This is a genomic window from Streptomyces sp. NBC_00448, from assembly GCF_036014115.1.
Taxonomy (GTDB): domain Bacteria; phylum Actinomycetota; class Actinomycetes; order Streptomycetales; family Streptomycetaceae; genus Actinacidiphila.
On record NZ_CP107913.1, the window covers coordinates 1,610,712 to 1,624,039 of the forward strand.

The 13,328-nt window shown below is 74.3% G+C and carries 11 protein-coding genes; 7 read left to right on the plus strand and 4 right to left on the minus strand.

What is annotated here, in order from left to right; all coding sequences use genetic code 11:
- Positions 1-225 precede the first annotated feature (225 nt).
- On the minus strand, positions 226-810 hold the full coding sequence (locus tag OG370_RS06820; RefSeq protein WP_328461625.1) for a TetR/AcrR family transcriptional regulator: 585 nt from the start codon (positions 808-810) through the stop codon (positions 226-228).
- Between the two features lie 97 nt (positions 811-907).
- Between OG370_RS06820 and OG370_RS06825 the strand changes: the two genes are divergently transcribed.
- From OG370_RS06825 to OG370_RS06855, 7 genes are all read left to right on the plus strand, one after another.
- Positions 908-1,333 (plus strand): nuclear transport factor 2 family protein, encoded by a 426-nt coding sequence (locus tag OG370_RS06825; RefSeq protein ID WP_328461627.1) that lies wholly within the window; start codon positions 908-910, stop codon positions 1,331-1,333.
- Complete coding sequence (locus OG370_RS06830; RefSeq protein ID WP_328461629.1) at positions 1,330-2,169, plus strand: NAD(P)H-binding protein; 840 nt, start codon at positions 1,330-1,332, stop codon at positions 2,167-2,169. Before OG370_RS06825 ends, OG370_RS06830 begins: the two co-directional genes overlap by 4 nt.
- 204 nt (positions 2,170-2,373) lie before the next feature.
- The gene (locus OG370_RS06835) at positions 2,374-3,612 is read left to right on the plus strand and encodes an acyl-CoA dehydrogenase family protein (RefSeq protein ID WP_328473859.1); all 1,239 of its coding nucleotides are present in this window, start codon (positions 2,374-2,376) and stop codon (positions 3,610-3,612) included.
- Complete coding sequence (locus OG370_RS06840; RefSeq protein WP_328461632.1) at positions 3,609-4,796, plus strand: acyl-CoA dehydrogenase family protein; 1,188 nt, start codon at positions 3,609-3,611, stop codon at positions 4,794-4,796. The genes OG370_RS06835 and OG370_RS06840 overlap by 4 nt, the downstream gene beginning before the upstream one ends.
- Positions 4,797-4,963: 167 nt before the next feature.
- A complete protein-coding gene (locus tag OG370_RS06845) occupies positions 4,964-5,605 on the plus strand; it encodes a hypothetical protein (protein WP_328461634.1) in 642 nt (213 codons plus the stop codon).
- Positions 5,606-5,651: 46 nt separating this feature from the next.
- Positions 5,652-5,969 carry a hypothetical protein gene (locus tag OG370_RS06850; protein WP_328461636.1) on the plus strand — a complete coding sequence of 106 codons (318 nt, stop codon included), beginning with the start codon at positions 5,652-5,654 and terminating at the stop codon, positions 5,967-5,969.
- A 96-nt stretch (positions 5,970-6,065) separates the two neighbouring features.
- Positions 6,066-6,686, plus strand: coding sequence for a hypothetical protein (locus OG370_RS06855; protein ID WP_328461638.1), 621 nt, complete (start codon positions 6,066-6,068; stop codon positions 6,684-6,686).
- A gap of 31 nt (positions 6,687-6,717) precedes the next feature.
- On the opposite strand, the gene OG370_RS06860 is transcribed toward OG370_RS06855, so the two are convergent.
- The 3 genes from OG370_RS06860 to cobT all read right to left on the minus strand — a co-directional run bounded on the left by OG370_RS06860 (position 6,718) and on the right by cobT (position 13,009).
- Positions 6,718-7,533, minus strand: a complete 816-nt coding sequence (locus OG370_RS06860) for a TrmH family RNA methyltransferase (RefSeq protein ID WP_328461640.1) — start codon at positions 7,531-7,533, stop codon at positions 6,718-6,720.
- On the minus strand, positions 7,526-8,896 hold the full coding sequence (cobA, locus tag OG370_RS06865) for a uroporphyrinogen-III C-methyltransferase (protein ID WP_328461642.1): 1,371 nt from the start codon (positions 8,894-8,896) through the stop codon (positions 7,526-7,528). Before cobA ends, OG370_RS06860 begins: the two co-directional genes overlap by 8 nt.
- A gap of 240 nt (positions 8,897-9,136) precedes the next feature.
- Positions 9,137-13,009, minus strand: coding sequence for a nicotinate-nucleotide--dimethylbenzimidazole phosphoribosyltransferase (gene cobT / locus OG370_RS06870; protein ID WP_328461644.1), 3,873 nt, complete (start codon positions 13,007-13,009; stop codon positions 9,137-9,139).
- Between the last annotated feature and the right edge of the window lie 319 nt (positions 13,010-13,328).

Genomic DNA, 13,328 nt, shown 5'->3' on the forward strand with positions numbered 1-13,328 from the left:
GCGGGTTGAGCCGCAGGGTCGCGCCGCGGTGCGCCGTGTTTCGCTCCCGGGTGCCGCCCGGTGGGTGGCTCGGCGCTCCGCTCTCCACCAGAGGTTCGCCGGTGTTGTACCCCCACGCGCCCCCAGGGGGTGCCCCTTGCGGCCCGCGTTCAACCGACCGCCCCATGTGGTTGAGCGCGCCCCTGACGGGACCGTCCCTTGCGGTCCATGCGGGTGCGCGGGCGTTCAGTGGGCGGGGGGCAGGAGGCGGGTGGTGAAGGTGGCGAGTTGGGCGCGGAGGGCTTCGCGGGGCTGGTGGTCGTGGCTGGAGAGGTGCTCGATGAGGTCGGCGCGGGTGGCGGCGAGGAGGGCGTGGGCGGTGAAGGCGGGGTCGGTGAGGCCGGGGATCTCCTGGAGTACGGCGCGGAGCAGATCGTGCCAGCGCTCGTAGTGGTCGGCCTGGTAGGGGCTGCCGGTGCCGGAGTCCTCCAGGGCGAGTGCGAGGCGGCGGTTGTCGAGTTTGAAGCAGAGGACGGCGTCGAGGAGGGCGGGGACGCGTTGGCGGGGCGGGGTGGCGGGCCCGAGCGGCGGTGGGCCGCTCTCGACGGCTGCCCTGACGGGTTCGAGCCGGGCCTCGTAGAGCGCGCGGAGCAGCCCGGGCCGGTCGCCGAACGCACGGAAGAGCGTGCCCTTGCCGACGCCGGCCGCCGCCGCGACGTCGGCCATGGTGACGTCCTCGGGGCTCTCACGGCGGGCGAAGAGGGCATCGGCGGCCGCGAGGACGGCCTCACGATTGCGGGCGGCGTCCTTGCGGGGCTTGCGCTCGGGCATGCTGCTGCACCTCCGTTTGCGAACCGGACCCTCGGTCCGTATCGTCGGGACCGATGAAGCGGACCCAGGGTCCGGATTCTACCGATGGAGGGCGACCATGTCCGCACCGACGTCCCCGGCGGATCTCTACCGCCACAGTCTGCGGCTGCTGCTGGACGGGAACGTTCCCGGCTGGGTCGACCTGTGGGCCGACGACGGGGTCATGGAGTTCCCGTTCGCCCCCGACGACCGGCCCCGGCGCCTGGAGGGCAAGGCCGCCGTGGCCGCGTACATGCGCCCGTACCCCGACCACATCGACCTGCACGACTTCCCCGCCCTGCAGATCCACGAGACCACCGACCCGGAGACCATCGTGGTCGAGATGCGGGGCGTCGGCCGACTGGTGCGGACCGGCGCGCCGTTCGACATGACGTACATCGCCGTCGTGACCGTCAAGGGCGGTCGCATTACCTCCTACCGCGACTACTGGAACCCGCTCGCCCTTCTCGAACCCGGCACCGACTTCGCCGGGAGCGGGCGATGAACTCCGCCGCCACGCTGGTCATCGGAGCGACCGGCACCACCGGCAGCCGTACCATCGCGCGGCTGACCGCCGAAGGCCACCGCGTCAAGGCCGCCGGCCGGCAGGCCACCGCGGTTCCCGGCGCGGAGCCGGTCGCGTTCGACTGGTACGACCCGGCCACCCATGCCGCCGCGCTCGACGGGGTGGACCGCGTGTACCTCCTGCCGCCCCTGGGTGACGCCGACCCGGCGGCGGTGATGCTGCCGTTCCTCCGGCAGGCGCGCGTCGGCGGCGTCCGGCGCGCGGTGCTGCTCAGTTCCTCGGCCATCCCCGAGGGCGGCCCGGCGGTCGGCGCCGTGCACCGGGTACTGCCCGAACTGTTCGACCAGTGGGCGGTGTTGCGACCGTCGTGGTTCATGCAGAACTTCACCGGCACGCACGCCCACGCGGTGAGCATCCGCACGGAGGGCGTCATCCGGAGCGCGACCGGGAGCGGCCGGGTCGGCTTCGTCGATGCCGGGGACATCGCGGCCGTCGCCGTGCGCGCCCTGACCAACGCGCACGCCCCGAACACCGACCTCGTCCTCACCGGCCCCGAGGCGCTCGGCTATGACGACATCGCCGCGATCGTCACCGAGACCACCGGCCGACGCGTGGTCCATCAGCGGCTGACCCCCGAGCAGATGCGCGACCGCCACGCTCGGGAGATGCCGCTGGAGTTCGCCACGATGCTGGCGCAGATGGACCGCGCCATCGCCGAGGGAGCGGAGAACCGCGTCACCGACACCGTCCGGCGCGTCACGGGCGGGCCGGCGCGGGGGTTTCGCGAGCTGCTCGGAGCGAGCCCGGCCGGGTAGTGCCCATGGGCGGCACGGGTGTAGCGCCGCGGGCAGCACCGGAGTAGCACCGGCCGGGTGGCACCGGGGTGGCTCCGGGGGGAGCATCGGTCAGGTCGCGCTGGGGTTCGAACAGCCCTAGGCACGAGCGCGGATGTCCGCTACGTTAACAAGCGCTTGCTTAGAGATGTGGGTGGCCGGGAAGACGGGAAGGGCGGCAGCGCGATGGCGAAGGGCCGGGAGGCGGAGGACGGCGGGGAGGACCGCGCGGAGGGCGGCGCCGTGGACGCGGCGGAGCTGCGCGGACGGGTGCGGGAGCTGCTGGCCGCGCACCCACCGGGAGCCGTCTCCCCCGAGGAGTTCCTACGGGCCCGGTTCGACGCGGGCCTGGCGTGGGTGCACTTCCCGCGGGGCCTGGGCGGCCTCGGCGCCCCGCGCTCGCTCCAGCCCGTGGTGGACGCGGAACTCGCCGCCGCCGACGCGCCCGACAACGACCCGCGCCGCATCGGCATCGGCCTGGGCATGGCCGCGCCGACCATCCTCCGCTACGGCACCGAGGAGCAGAAGCAGCGCTTCCTGCGCCCGTTGTGGACCGGCGAGGAGCCGTGGTGCCAGCTGTTCTCCGAGCCGGGCGCCGGCTCGGACCTGGCGGGGCTGCGCACCCGGGCGGTCCGCGAACCCGGCGGAGACTGGATCGTGGACGGCCAGAAGGTCTGGACGTCCAGCGCCCACACCGCGCGCTGGGCGATCCTCATCGCCCGTACCGACCCGGACGTGCCCAAGCACCAGGGCATCACGTACTTCGTGTGCGACATGACCGACCCGGGCGTGGAGGTCAGGCCGCTGCGCCAGCTCACCGGCGAGGCGGAGTTCAACGAGGTCTTCTTGACCGGGGTGCGCATACCCGACGCGCACCGGCTCGGCGCGATCGGCGACGGCTGGCGGGTCGCGCAGGCCACCTTGATGAACGAGCGGGTCGCGATCGGCGGCCGGGTGCTGCCGCGCGAGGCGGGCATGGTCGCGGCTGCCGCGGCCACCTGGCGGGAGCGGCCGGAGCTGCGCACCCCCGAGCTGCACGACCGGCTGCTGTCCGCGTGGATCGACGCGGAGGTGGCGCGGCTGTCCGCGGAGCGGGTCCGGCAGCAGCTCGCGGTCGGCTCGCCCGGGCCGGAGGGCGCGGGCCTGAAGCTCGCCTTCGCCCGGCTCAACCAGCGGATCAGCGGCCTGGAGGTCGAACTGCTCGGCGAGGACGGCCTGCGCTACGGCGACTGGACGATGGTCCGCCCACGCAGCGTCGACTTCTACGGCCGCGACGCGGGCTACCGCTATCTGCGGGCGAAGGGCAACTCCATCGAGGGCGGCACCTCGGAGATCCTGCGCAACATCATCGCCGAGCGGGTGCTGGAGCTGCCCGCGGAACCCCGTACCGACAAGGACGCCGCCTGGAAGGACCTGCCCCGATGACCGCGCCGACCCAGCCCGCCGACCGTTCCCAGGCCCACCCCGCGGCCCAAGTCCGCCCCGCGGCCCCGGACCTGCTCTACTCCGACGTCGAGGACGACCTGCGCGCCGCGGTGCGCGACCTGCTCGCCGACCGCTGCCCGCCCGGCGCGGTGCTCACCCGGGTGGAGGGCGAGCAGCCGTACGACCCCGAGCTGTGGCGGCTGCTCGCGGCCGAACTCGGCCTCGCCGGGCTGCTGGTGCCCGAGGAACTGGGCGGCCAGGGCGCGACCGCGCGCGAAGCGGCCGTCGTACTGGAGGAGTTGGGCGGCGCGGTGGTCCCGACACCGTTCCTCGGCAGCGCGGTGCTGGCCACCTCGGCACTGCTCCGCTGCGATCTCGCGGACGAGGCGGTCGTCGGCCTGCTGGGGCGGCTGGCCGCAGGGACCACGACCGCGACCCTGGCCGTACCGCTGTCGGCGGCACCCGGTGGCGACTTCCCCGCGACCGTACGGGCCGACGCCGAGGGCCGGCTGACCGGGCGGGTGACCAGCGTCGCGGACACTCCCGGCGCGGGCGTGCTGGTGGTGCCCGCGGTCGGCCCGGACGGCCCGGGGCTGTACGAAGTGGCCGCGGCGGACGCCTCGGTCGGGGTCGAGCCGTTCAGTTCGCTGGACCTCACCCGACCGCTCGCCGACGTGTCCTTCACCGGCAGCGCCGCGCGCCCGCTGCCCTCCGCCGACGCGCCCGCCGCACTGGACGCGGCCCTGCTGACCGCTGCGGGCCTGCTCGCCTCGGAACAGCTGGGGGTGGCGCAGTGGTGTCTCGACGAGACGGTCCGCTACCTCGGGCAGCGGCACCAGTTCGGGCGGGTGGTCGGCTCGTTCCAGTCGCTCAAGCACCGGCTGGCCGACCTGTGGCTGGAGGTCGTCTCCGCACGGGCGGCGGCGCGGGCCGCGGCCGACGCGCTCGCGACCGGCTCCCCCGATGCCCCGGTGGCCGTGGCCGTCGCCCAGTCCTACGCGGCCGGCGTCGCGGTGCACGCGGCCGAGGAGGCGGTGCAGTTGCACGGCGGGATCGGGATGACCTGGGAGCACCCCGCGCACCTCTATCTCAAGCGGGCGAAGGCCGACGAGATCGCACTGGGCACCCCGGGCCGCCACCGCGCCACCCTCGCCACCCTGGTGAAACTCCCCCCGCCCAACTGACCCCCCACCCGGGCGCGTTGAGCGCTGCCCCGCACGGTTCCTTCTTCGTCCGGCCGCAACCGGTCGATGGCAGGGCCGCGTCCATGGTGAGAGGATTCCCCGTCGGGAACGGCGAGGACGACGACGGGTCCTGCGACGCCGCACGCCCCGACCGAAACCGAGGACGTATGAAGCTCCCCCGCGCCGCCGTCTGGGCCGGTCCCTTGGTGGCCGTCGCCTGCGCCACGAGCGCCTGCGGCGGCGGGACGAGTTCGGCGGACGGGATCAAGCAGGCCAAGAAGGTACGGATATCGGCCGCGCAGACGTACTGGAAGGCCCGCACCGCGCTGCCGGCGTCGCTCCACCTCGACGAGCCTTACGGGAAGGGCCGCTTCGTCACGTGCACCACGACCGAGAAGAACGGCAAGGGAGCGGTGAAGTACGACCTCTTTGACTATCTGGTCCCGGTGAAGGCCAAGCTGACGATGGCGCAGTTGCTGTCAGGCGTGGAGAGCGGCTTGAAGCCGCAGGGGTGGACCTTCACCCCCTACACCATTCCTCGCTCGGCCATGCCGGACCCGGAGAACGAGGAACTCCACGGCTGGCGGGCTCACAAGGGCGACCAGACGATCAACCTCACCCTGCACGAAGCACGGAGCGGCGCGTCCGCCGCTGGGAACTTCGATGTCCTCACCGACTGCAAGAAGTACGGCGGCGCCCAGAAGAAACTGCTCGCCGACTACGCCGGCGGAGACAGCCGGGACGATTACCGGCCTACGTCCACCGCCGACCCCACACCCATTCCCACCGGGTTCCCGACCTCGATGTGAACCCCCGGACCGACAGTACGCACCACCAACGGGAGGAAGCAGCGCCATGGCAGACAAGAAGGTGCCCAGCCCCATGTGGCAGGCACTCAGCGACCTGCACACCGAGGTCCAGAAGGACCTCGCGACCGTCAACGGCTCGCTGAAGGACGCCGACAAGCGGATGGCCGGCGGCAAGGGCGACGTGTGGGTGGGCGCCACCGCACGCGCCTGGGCGAGCGACCTGGCCGGAGCGGCCAACGACGTCACCACGCAGGCCAACGGCTTCGCCGAGTACGTCAGCCGCGAACTGGCCGCCCACCCCAAGGAAGTCACCCAGGCCGAGGCCGACACCGAACGCCGCGTGCTCGCCGGCCGGATGGGCTGACCCGCGGGCGGCGGCCCCCTCGGAACACCGCACGCGCGATATTCCTCAAGCGCGCCCACGGTCGTGTCGCGGCCATCACAGGAAAGGTGGGAAGGCATGAAACTCCATGGCCGCGCCACCACTTGGGCCGCGCTGCCGGCCGTCGCCCTCACCTTCGCGGTGAGCGGGTGCGGGGGTGGTTCCGGCCCTTCGCGGAGCCCCGAGTCCATACGGTCCTCGCTGGCGAAGACGTACTGGAAGGTCAATGCCGCGATGCCTGCGGCGATCGACATGGATGCCGGCCGCGGCAAGTTCATCAAGTGCTCGGCCGACAAACCGAAGTTGGCCGTCTACCAGATCGAGAACATGATCGACGCCAAGGACGACTCGACGACGGCGGCCCAGCTTCTGGCGCAGGTGAAGACGGCACTGGCCCCGCAGGGCTGGAAGATCACCTTGGACAAGGTGCAGCCGAGTCCGACCGAGAGCGCCACCATGTCCAAGACCACGGGCTACGTGGCGAACAAGGACGGCATGCAGCTGCAACTGCTGATCCAGGAGCGGACGTCCGACGTCCAGGCGGGCGGCTTCATGGACCTGTACAGCGGCTGCGCCAAGCTCGGCAAGGACCAGAAGAGCATCCTGGCCACGTACGCTCCGGGCGACTCGGTGGACCTCTACCAGCCGACGAAGACCACCCCGCACCCCGTCCCGACCGGCCCGACCACGGCGCCGTAGTCACCCCCAACAACACTGCGGCACCCGGGGGTCAGGTGCGGGTGGTGTAGAAGGCGACCGCGGAGGCGGCGGCTACGTTGAGGGAGTCGACGCCCGCGGCCATGGGGATGGTGACGCGGGTGTCGGCGGCGCGGAGGGCCGCGGGGGTGAGGCCGTCGCCCTCGGTGCCGAGCAGGAGGGCGAGCCGGGGCGGGCGGCGGGCCGCGAGCGCGTCGAGCGGTATCGCGTCGTCGGCGAGGCAGAGGGCGGCGAGCAGGAAGCCGTGGGCGCGCAGGAGTTCGAGGTCGTGCGGCCAGTCGTCGAGCCGGGTCCACGGCACGGAGAAGACCGCGCCCATGGAGACCTTGACCGCGCGCCGGTAGAACGGGTCGGCGCAGCGCGGGCTGAGCAGGACCGCGTCCACGCCGAGCGCGGCGGCGGAGCGGAACCCGGCACCGAGGTTGGCGTGGTCGACGGTGTCCTCGAAGACGGCGACCCGGCGCGGGCCGGGGCCGAGCCCGGCCAGCAGCGCGTCCACGGAGGGCAGCGGGGTACGGGCCATCGAAGCGAGCGCGCCGCGGTGCACGTGGTAGCCGGTGACCTGTTCGGCGAGCGCGGGTGTCACTTCGTACACCGGGGCGGTCGCCGCGTCGATCACGTCGCGCATCGGGCCGAGCCACTTCGGGGAGAGCAGCATCGAGCGCATCGGGTAGCCGGCGGCCAGGGCACGCCGGATCACCTTCTCGCCCTCGGCGATGAACAGCCCTTCGGCGGGTTCGCGGCGGCGGCGCAGTTCGACGTCGGTGAGGGAGGTGTAGTCGGCCAGGCGCGGGTCGGCGGGGTCCTCGACGGCGACCGGTTCAGCCACGCGCTCCCCCAGCGGCTTCCCCAGCAGCTCCCCCACCCGGTACGCCACCCGTTACGCCACCCGCTGTGCTCCCCGCCACGCCACGCGCTCCCCCGATCGGGTCCGCGGCGGGCCCCGAAGTCCCCGCCGCCCGCGCCGCATCGGCGACCGCCCCGCCCACGGCCACCACATCGCCGATCACGATCACCGCCGGCGGCCGCACCCCCTCCTCGGCGACCCGGCGGCCGACCGTGCCGAGCGTGGCGTCCACCCGGCGCTGCGCGGCAGTGGTGCCCTCCTGGACGACGGCGACCGGGGTGTCGGCCGACCGGCCCTGCGCGACCAGGGCCGCCGCGATCGGCTCGATCCGCTCCACCGCCATCAGCAGCACCAGGGTGCCGCGCAGTTTCGCCAGCGCCGCCCAGTCCACCAGCGAGCGCGGGTCCTCCGGCGCGACGTGCCCGCTGACCACGGTGAACTCGTGGGCCACTCCCCGGTGGGTGACCGGGATACCGGCGGCGGCCGGCACGCTGATCGCGCTGGAGATGCCGGGCACCACCGTCACCGGGATGCCCTCCCGGGCCAGCGCCTCCGCCTCCTCCATGCCGCGCCCGAACACGTACGGGTCGCCGCCCTTGAGCCGGACCACGGCCTTGCCCGCCTTCGCGTGCTCGATCAGTGCCGCGTTGATCGCCTCCTGCGCCATCGCCCGGCCGTAGGGGATCTTCGCCGCGTCGATCACCTCGACGTGCGGGCCGAGTTCGTCGAGCAGGTCGCGCGGGCCGAGCCGGTCGGCCACCACCACGTCGGCCTCCGCGAGGAGCCGGCGGCCGCGCACCGTGATCAGGTCGGGGTCCCCCGGGCCGCCGCCCACCAGGGCGACCCCGGCGGTGCGGGCCCGGTGGTACGGCGCCACCAGCGTGCCGTCCCGCAGCCCCGCGACCACCGCGTCACGTACCGCCGCCGAGCGCCGCGGGTCCTGGCCGGTCAGCACCGCCACGGTCACGCCCTCGGTCCGGCCGGTCGCCGGGGTCCACGCGGTCGCCGCGTCCGCGTCGTCGCTGCGTACGCACCACACCCGGCGCTCTTCCGCCTCCGCGCCCGCAGCGGCGTTGGCCGCCTCGTCCGTGCTCGCGATCAGCGCGTACCAGGCGTCCGCGAGGTCGCCCGCACGGTACTTGCGGCGCTCCCACCGCAACTCGCCCGCCGTCACCATCGCCTCGACCGAAGCGGTGGCCGACGGTGACACCAGCACGATGTCGGCTCCCGCGGAGACCAGTGCGGGAAGCCGCCGCTGAGCGACCTGGCCACCGCCGATCACCACGACCCGCCTGCCGGCGAGCCGCAGCCCAACGGGGTACGCGGGGGCGTCGTCGTGCGGCATGAGGGCTCCTTGCTGTGCGGGCTTCTTACTTTACGGTTCAGCGCCGTTACGGTTGCGGTGCACTGCCGACCGCAGGCCGATGACCTGCTAGGGGACGTCCCCGCGCCCCTGGCGTGGCTGATCACCGCTGCCACCTGCGGAACTCCTCGCCCTGGCAAGGGCAAGGGCAGGGGCGCAGCGGGGAGCGGCCCGTGTTCAGGGGCCCGGGGACGGGCCGGGACCGTAGCGACGGGGACCCGATTACCCCTTTTCGGTGACGCCCGCGGCGTCGAACGTGGCGACCTCGTGCATCACCCGGGCCGCGCTCTGGACCAGCGGAAGCGCGAGCAGCGCACCCGTCCCCTCACCCAGCCGCAGATCGAGGTCGACCAGGGGCCGCAACCCGAGCGTGGTGAGCGCGGCGACATGCCCGGGCTCGGCGCTGCGGTGGCCGGCGATGCACGCGGCGAGCACCTCGGGGGCGATCGCGCGGGCGACCAGCGCGGCCGCGCCGGCACTGACCCCGTCGAGGATGACGGGCGTACGCAGGGCGGCGGCACCGAGCAACAGCCCGACCATCGCGGCGTGTTCGAGCCCGCCGACGGCCGTGAGGACGGCGACGGGGTCGCCCGGGTCGGGCCGGTGCAGGTCGAGCGCGCGCCGGACGACGTCGATCTTGCGGGCGTGCATCTCGTCGTTGATGCCGGTGCCGCGCCCGGTGACCTCCGCGGGGTCCGCACCGGTGTAGACGGAGACGATCGCGGCGGACGCGGTGGTGTTGGCGATGCCCATCTCGCCGGTCAGCAGCGCCTTGTTGCCCGCGGCCACCAGGTCGCGCGCGGTCTCGATGCCGACCTCGATCGCCTTGAGCACGTCCTCGCGGCTCATCGCCGGACCGGCGGTGAAGTCGTCGGTGCCGGGCCGTACCTTGCGCGGCAACAGCCCCGGGGTGGCGGGCAGTTCGGAGGCGACACCGACGTCGATGACGCAGACCTCGGCGCCGACCTGGTTGGCGAAGGCGTTGCAGACCGCTCCGCCGCCGAGGATGTTGGCCACCATCTGGCCGGTGACCTCCTGCGGCCAGGCGGTCACGCCCTGGGCGTGCACCCCGTGGTCACCGGCGAACACCGCGACCGCGGCGGGCTCGGGGATCGGCGGCGGGCACTGCCGGGACAACCCGCTGAGCTGCGCGGAGATGATCTCCAGCATGCCCAGCGCGCCGGCCGGCTTGGTCATCCGCTTCTGCCGCTCCCACGCCTCGCCGAGCGCCTTCGCGTCCAGCGGGCGGATACCCCGCAGGGTCTCCTCCAGCAGGTCGTGCGGCTCCTCGCCGGGCAGCGCGCGGTTGCCGTACTCCTCGTCGTGGACGACCCACGACAGCGGGCGGCGCTGCGACCAGCCCGCCTGCATCAGCTCGGGGTCCTCCGGGAACTCGTCGACATACCCGACGCACAGGTAGGCGACGACCTCCAGGTGCTCGGGCAGGCCGAGTTCGGCGACCATCTGGCGCTCGTCGAAGAAGCTGACCCAGCCGACGCCGAGCCCTTCCGCGCGGGCGGCGATCCAGAGGTTCTCCACGGCGAGCGCGGAGGAGTACGGCGCCATCTGCGGCTGGGTGTGCCGGCCGAGGGTGTGCCGGCCGCCGCGGGTCGGGTCGGCGGTGACCACGATGTTCACCGGGGTGTCGAGGATCGCCTCGATCTTCAGCTCGCGGAACTGCCGGGCCCGCGCCTTGGGCAGGGACTTGGCGTACGCCTCGCGCTGGGCCATCGCCAGCTCGTGCATCTTCTCGCGGGTCTTCTCCGAGCGGATCACCACGAAGTCCCACGGCTGGGAGTGGCCGACGCTGGGCGCGGTGTGCGCCGCCTCCAGCACCCGCAGCAGCACGTCGTGCGGGATCGGGTCGGACCGGAAACCGTTGCGGATGTCGCGCCGCTCCCGGATCACCCGGTGGACGGCGTCGCGCACGGCCGGGTCGTACGGCTCCGCGGCGGACCCCTGCGACGCGGGCGCGGCGGCGGCCGGGGCCTCCTCGGGCTCCCCGGGCTCCTCGGCCTGCGCGGGCTCGGGTGCTTCGGACGCGTCCGGCTCTGCGGGCGCCGCGGGCTCCTCGCCCTGGTCCGCCTGCGCGGCGGGTACGTCCTCGGCGGCGACGGGCGCCGCGGCCGGTACGGCAACGGGCTCGGCGACGGCTTCGGCCTCGGGTTCCACTTCGGCGACGGGAGCCGGGGCCGGGACGACCACGACCTCGGGTGCGGTCTCCGGTGCGGCCTCCGGCGCGGACTGCGCTGCCACCGGCTGCGGTTCGGGCTGCTGGACCGGCGCGGCTTCCTCCGCCGCCGGGGCGGCCCGGCGCTTGCCGCGGCGGCCTCGGCCGGGGGCGACAGCCGCGGCCTGCTCAGCGGCGGCGGGGTCCGCGGCGGGCGCGGGCTCCTGCTCCTGCCCTTGCTCCGGCTCGGTGGGGGCTTCGGCGTCCGCCTCGGCGACAGCTGCCGGTGCGGATTCGGGTGCGGGTGCGGCGGCGGGCGCGGGCGCCTCCGCCGTCGGGGTCACCTCCGGTGCGGCCGGGACCGGTTCGGCCTCGGCCACGACCTGCGGCGCGGGTTCCGCGACGGCCTCGGGTGCGGCCTGGGTGGCGGTCGCGACCGCCACCGGGACCGGCGCGGCGGCTACCTGCACGGCGGCCTGCTCGGCCTGCTCCGGCGGCTGGGGCACCGTGAAGCCGCCACCCTGCGAGGCGACCGGGCCGCCCTGCGCGGGTACGACCGGCTCGGGCGCGACCGGGACGGCCTGCTCGGCGGGAGCGGGGGCAGGGGCGGGCGCCTCCGCCACGGGCTGCGCTGCCGCGGCCGGTTCGGCCTCGGCCACGACCTGCGGCGCGACGACCGCCGCCGGTGCCTGCGGCTGTGCCTGCTCCTGCGCGACCGCCTCCGTCCGCGGTTCGGCCGGCGCCTCGACCGGCGGTTCGGCCTGAGCCGCGTCGGCCTCAGCCACCTCGGCCGGAACCGGCTCGGCGGCGGCCACCACGCTCTGGGCCCCCTCGCTCTGCGGCTGTTCCGGCTGTTGGGGCTGTTCCTGCTGCGGCTGCTGCGCGACCGCCTCGGGCGCCTGCGGCGCGGCGACCGCGCCCTGCACCGGGATCGCGGCATCGGCCGGACGCGGCACGCTGTCCGCGCGCGGGATCAACGACTGCTGCGAGGCATCGCCGGGTGCGGCGGGCCACGGGCTGCCCGGGGTGACGACCGCGGCGGCACCGGGTTCACCGGTCTGCTGCGCGGGGATGCCGTTCACGTCGTCGCGCGGCACGTCGAGGTACTCCGGGCCGGACGTCGGCGGCCCGGCCACGGTCACCGCGGGTCCGCGGTCGGCGAGCGACCGTACGGAGACGCCGCCGCTGGGCGTGTCGGTCACCGGCGGACCCATGTGCAGAGGACGGCGGGGCACGGCGGCCTGCTGGGGCACCGCGGGCGCCTCGTGGGGCGCGTTCCACCCGGGTGCGGCGGGCTGCTGCTGTGCCGCGTCGCCGTCGGCGGGTTCGGCCTGGGCCGCCACCGGCGGTACGCCCGCGGCCCCTTCGCCGTCGCCGGCCTGCGCGGCGGCGGGGTCGGGGTACGCGGTGAGGTCCAGTCCGGGACCGCCCTGCTGCGGCTGGACGTACTGGGCTTGCTGTGGCTGCTGGGCGACGAAGACCTGCGCGCCGTTCCCGAGCACCGGCGGCGCCATCGTCTCCAGCGGCACCTCGACCGGCACCTCCACGGAGATCGGCAGATCCATCGACGGCTGCTGCAAGGAGACCGCCTGCGGGTGCTGCCCGTTCTGGAAGTGCGCGGGCTGCTGCGCCGGTACGGGCGCGGGCGCCGGCACCGGCTGCGGGTCGCTCCAGGAGCCCTGCGGCCCGGGCATCAGCAGCACGTCGTCCTCGTCGTCGAGCACCGCGCCGGGCGGCGCCGGGTGGTCGAGGTACGCGTATCCGGGCGCGGGCTGCTCGCTCGCGGGCGCGGTCCCCCAATCCGGCTGCGGCGGCGCGCCGTTGCCGGGGAAGGCCGTGTGCGGCGGGAGAAGCGCTTCGGCGCCTGTGTCCGCGCCAGCGTTCTCCGGCAGCCCCTCGCCGGGGATCTGACCGGTGTCCGTCATGCGTGCCCCTCGCCCATCGGTTTCGCTCCTTCCAGCCGCTGCGCCCTGCCCGACCCGACCCTCTCCCTACAACAACGAGCGGGTCCGGTATGCGGCACGTCGGACACGGGCGCCCGCACAGCTCGACGGCCCGTCAACGTGTGATGACGGCACAACGATCCGTCAGCCTACCTTGGGCACGGCCTCGGTCAGGCCGGTAGTCCGCACCTCGGGACGTATCTCACACCTGCCTGGTAAGTACCGCTGCCACCAGGGGAAACGTCTTTCGCACCCGTCTCGTCGACCTTGTCGCGGGGGTTGCGGGGAGCCCCCGAACAGG